The 5057-nt window shown below is 58.5% G+C and carries 3 protein-coding genes; 1 reads left to right on the forward strand and 2 read right to left on the reverse strand.

Annotation, left to right across the window (positions count from 1 at the left end):
- Positions 1 to 2627, forward strand: a 2627-nt coding sequence (locus VJ604_RS16710; protein WP_324084520.1) for an acyl-CoA dehydratase activase-related protein, incomplete at its 5' end; no start/stop codon positions are given.
- Positions 2628 to 4070: 1443 nt separating this feature from the next.
- On the opposite strand, the gene VJ604_RS19405 is transcribed toward VJ604_RS16710, so the two are convergent.
- Both VJ604_RS19405 and VJ604_RS16715 read right to left on the reverse strand, forming a co-directional pair.
- On the reverse strand, positions 4071 to 4274 hold the full coding sequence (locus VJ604_RS19405; RefSeq protein WP_414652463.1) for a GSU3473 family protein: 204 nt from the start codon (positions 4272 to 4274) through the stop codon (positions 4071 to 4073).
- Positions 4275 to 4378: 104 nt separating this feature from the next.
- Positions 4379 to 4657 (reverse strand): hypothetical protein, encoded by a 279-nt coding sequence (locus VJ604_RS16715; protein ID WP_324084522.1) that lies wholly within the window; start codon positions 4655 to 4657, stop codon positions 4379 to 4381.
- Positions 4658 to 5057: the final 400 nt, after the last annotated feature.

Genomic DNA, 5057 nt, shown 5'->3' on the forward strand with positions numbered 1-5057 from the left:
CGGCGATGGCGGCCCTCTGCGGCCAGGCCATCGTGGTCCCGCCTGAGCCGGGGCTGATGGGGGCCTTCGGCGCTGCCCTCGAGGTCCTGCGCAGGCTAGAGGGGGGGCTCCTGGAGCGGGGGGATTTCGACCTCGGGCTCCTGGCCGGCCGCGAGGTCCGTCTTCTCGAACCGTTCAACTGCCCCGGCCGGGAGGGGTGCGACCGAAAGTGCAGCGTGTCGCGGGTCGTCCTGGACGGGCGCACCTTACCCTTCGGAGGCGCCTGCAGCAGGTACGAGGGACGGCGCACCGCTTACGGGCGGGGAGAGGACCTGGTCGCCCTGCGCGAGGAGCTGGTCTTCCGCAGATACGCCCCCGCACCGGTCGCAGGCGGTCCCTCTGTCGGAGTCCTCCCCTCGCTCTTCGCCAGCACCCTCTACCCGCTATATGCCCACTTTTTCGCGGAGCTCGGCATGCGGGTGGTCACCCCCTCCCTCCCAGCCCCGAACGGCATCGGCGCCGCCGCAGCTCCCTTTTGCCACCCGGTGCTGCTCAGCCACGGCTATCTTCGCAGCGCGCTCGACGCCGGGGTAGACTACCTCTTCCTTCCCCATGTGAAGAACGCGGCGCTTGAGGGGAAACCAGGCGAGGCGAACTGCACCTGTCCCCTGGTCCAGGCGGAGCCGTACTATCTTGCCGCCGCCTTCCCTGGGGAGGTGCAGCCACGGCTGCTCACCGCCGTGCTCGATTTTCAGGCCCCGCACAAGGTGCAAGAAGAGTTCCTCGCCATCGGCAAGCGGCTCGGCTTCGCCGCAGCCCGGTCCCGCCGCGCCTTTACCCGGGGGTGGGAGTCGTTAATTGTGTTGCACAGAGAGATGCAGGAGCGGGGCCGCCGCTTTCTGGCCGGGCTCGCTGCCGATGCCACAGCCGTGGTCCTCTTCGGGCGACCCTACCACGCCTTCCGCAGCCTCGCGAACCTCTCCATCCCGCAGAAGTTCTCCAGTCGCGGTTGCACCGTTATCCCCCATGACTTCCTCCCCCGCGGGGAGGGCGCCGCGGCGGGCGAACTGATGTACTGGAGTACCGGCCGGCAGATCCTGCAGGTTGCCGACCTGGTCAAGCGGCATCCGAACCTTTTCGGGGTGTTCGTCACCAGCTTCGGCTGCGGTCCGGACTCCTTCCTGCTCGGCTATTTTAGGGACCGGATGGGACAGAAGCCCTCCCTCACCCTGGAACTCGACGCCCATACCGCCGACGCCGGCATTGACACCAGGATCGAGGCGTTCCTCGACGTGGTGCGCAACTACCGGGATCGCTGCGTCTCGCCCCGCAGCGCTGATGCCTCTGGAGTGGGGGATAAGGAGCGGAGCTTTATCCCCGGTCGCCGCGATGCCTACGGTGGCGGACGCCGCCTCTGCGACCCCGGAGTGCGAGTGCTGGTTCCGAGCATGGGGGCCGCAGCCTCCCGGGGCTTTGCCTGCGCCTTCCGATACGCCGGCATCGACGCAGTGGCCGCCCCGCCCCCGGGATTGGAGGAGTTAAACCTCGGTAAGGGTGTGGCCACCTGCAAGGAATGTCTGCCGCTACTGCTGACTGTCGGTTCGCTGCGCAGGTACCTGCAGCAGGAAAAGCGCCCGGAGGAATTGCTGTACTTCTTCATGCCCGGATCCGACGGCCCCTGCCGCTTCGGGCAGTACCGGGTATTCATGAAAAACTACCTGGCCAAGAACTGCATCCAGAATGTCGCCATATTGAGCCCTAGTTGCGAGAACGGCTATGCCGGCTTGCCGTACCGGTTCGCCCGCCGGGGATGGCAGGCCCTCTGTGTCGGAGACGGGCTGGACGAGATCGAAGCATCACTCCGGGCGCAGGCGCTCGATCCATCGGTCGCCCTTGAGCGGCTGGGCTTGATGAAGGAACGCATCTTCGCCAGTCTCGAGAGGGACGACAACAAAACTCTTTTCCGGGTCATCGGGGAGGAAGCTGCCGCCCTCTGCTCTTTGCCGCGCAAGGAGGGAAGGCTGCCGATCATAATCCTGCTCCTCGGGGAGATCTACGTACGCCACGACGCCTTTTCCCGGCAGTGGCTTGTGGAGCGCCTAGCCGAGCGGGGTATCGTGGTTCGCACCGCCTCCATCACCGAGTGGATTCAGTACAGCGACTACTGCATGTTCCATGGGCTCGCCTCGAAAAGCTTGCAGGCCAGGGAGCTGATTGGCTCGTTTCTGGACCGGCAGGTCAAGGCAAGCGACCGGCGGACGGTCGACCAGCAACTTTCCCGCTCTGGCTATTTCCAGGGGGAGGGGCACCACGTGGCCGAGCTGGTGCGCGCCAGCAGCTCGCTGCTGAACCCACAACTCGCCACCGAGGCGACCCTCACCATCGGAGCCACACTGCTGGAACTGGGGCACGGGGTGCACGGCGTGATCAGCATCGGGCCTTTCGGCTGCATGCCCAGTAGGATCGCCGAGGCAGTGCTCAGCGGGAGGAGGGCGGGGCTGGAGAAGGGCGGGGCGGGAACAGACCTCCCCTTCCTCGCCATCGAGGCCGACGGGAACGCTTTCCCGCAACTGGTGGAAGCTCGCCTAGAGAGTTTCCTTTTGGCCGCACAGCGGCTGCGCGATAAACGGGAAAAGGCGACTCACTGACCAGAACAGACGCGAGAGCCTCCAGACAATTTTTGAAAGGCTGTGTCCTTCCATTCCCCCTGTTCCAGCTGTCTCGGAGGTCAACCGAGGAATGACCTGTGCTGACAGGGGACCTCACGCCATCAGATTTCATTACTCATCACCGTCACCGAGACATGATGTAGCATGGTAGACAAATTTTGGAGGTTACTGCCAACTGAGGTATGGCTATGGTATGAAAGTGCGCACCCGCCACAAGCTGTGAGCAGCATCGAAGAGCGCGAAAGGGCGATGGATACGGGCGTTGTCCTAGGTAGCCCGGTCCAACCTGTTTCCCTTCTCTGGGGCCGAGAGGACCATCACGTGTGAGCGCTTCTAGCGAGAACCAGTTCATCCTGCGCCCCTATGCCAGCAACTGGACCTGGAGCCACCAGGCGACCCTTGATGTAAGCTACGATCTGGACCTCTGTGGGGAAAATCCCGGTTTGCTTGCCGCAGCGCGTGATTTCGTCGAGATGGTAATCGCCGAGGCGCAGCAGGTACCCCTGGTCCCGGAGCCTGGAGACCACCGTGGTGCGGACCTACGTGGACCTGTCGCTGCAGTAGGTTATGCTGGATATTCTCCATATCATGGAACGGAGTGGGTTCGAAAATAGCAGGAAGGAAAAGCGGGGGAGTTTCCCTCGAAGCTTGCGGCGATAATGAAAGAGCTCAAAGCCTGCTCCAATTCCACTGCCAAGTTTGTTGAAGATGCCCAACAGAAGGCGGAGTTGGAGAGGCAAATGCGTGAGCGAAAATTAGAGATTGAACGGCAACGTCGGGAGGCGGAAGCGACGGAGCGTGCCCGTGAAGAAGGTGTTCGACGACGCGCAAAGGTGGAGAAGGATAAACGGTTATCGCCAGCAACACAAGGAGCGAACTCATTTTCCTGGTCACCACCTGTCTCATCTCCACTCTGTACACAAGGTACTGCTCTCATTCCTCCTCGAAGTCGTCATTCCTCCTGCAGTTCTGGTCAAACCTCACAGTTTAAGATGATCCTCCGACGGCGTGGTGTTGGGAACTGCCTTTCCAGGCACTTTCTGACCGTGGGGTTTACCACCCTATGGGTAGGATGGAGATTGCAGTATCGGCTGTGAGGAGAAGCGGCTCGGCTTCCAAGGGGAGGGGAGAGATTTCTATGGGCTCAGCCCTTGGGAGGAAGGCCGACGCCATGTGGGTGGAGCAAAATTGGCGCCGATCCCGGGTCAAAATCTGTAGCAGATTCACAATTCACACAGCCTAGAAAGGCGATCCGAGGCTCGTAGTATAAGAACATCAATCATTCCGCTCTGAAGGCATAGCCTGTCCCGCGAAAAGTATGAATAAGCTTCACGTCCGAATCTTTGTCGAGTTTTTTCTCAGGAAGTTCATATAGTTAGTACTGATATTCCCGTGCCTCTGTCTTCATACCAAATTGGGGCGCTACATAGATTGAAGATCATCCCACCTGTTGCCCAGCCACGGCTTAGATTCCTGATCAGAACCTCGAACTGGATCAATACCAACCTGAACCCATCCATTGGATCTACGAAAGGCTACGATCTCCTTTTCTCGAATCATAAGATCCAGAGTGCATCTGTGAAGGTATCCGCCTTTGCCATTGGCAAATATCACCGGTATGCTCATTCCATACTCCACAATGCCATCTTTTAGCCGGTTCTAAACACCTCCTGAAGCGTCAGTTCCTAGGTAGCTCTAACAGCATCCTCGCCACTCGTTGAAACTATAACCTACTTCCCGCCCAGTGTTGCTTTTACCTTCTTCAGTGTGTCGATATTTTTTTGAAGACCGTTGACGTGTTGCTCCATGTCGGTAATTGCTGTGCCGAGTTGAGCAACACTCCCAATCATTCCTCCGCTACCAGCGGCTTTTTGCATCAACTCTCCTCCGAGATCCCCCATCTGCGCACTGGCATTGTGAGAATTCATGGAGCCACAAATGTAACCTACTGAAAAGACAGCGGTCACCACTCCTATTCGAATACCATAAAGAATAGCTTTGCGTGACATAGTAATTCTCCTTTGAGTCCTTTGTGTGATAGCTCTAGATTACTCCTGTTCACGACGTTTGTGATATGGATTTGATGAAGCCCCTTTCGAGTGCGGAATCTGCACGCTCAGGCACCCTCTCGCATCGGTCTCTCACCCCCAGAAGATAAGAATGTAGCTACGCCGAAGATCAGTTGACCCCTTAACTCACTAATTAAATAAGGAGAAAACGCTATGTCTTACTTCCCTTGTCGGAGCTGCACTGTTGTGTATGAAAAGTATTACCCACCGGATGATCCTTTCGTACATCACATGCCAAGATGAAGTTGAATGGCGTTTACTTAGTTAGGTAGGTAAATTATAATTGCCGCTTCATTTCTATCTCAGTAATTCTAGTTTTAATAAGGTTAATTAACTCATC

It is taken from the genome of Geomonas sp. (assembly GCF_035254065.1).
In the GTDB taxonomy this organism is placed as follows: Bacteria; Desulfobacterota; Desulfuromonadia; order Geobacterales; family Geobacteraceae; genus Geomonas.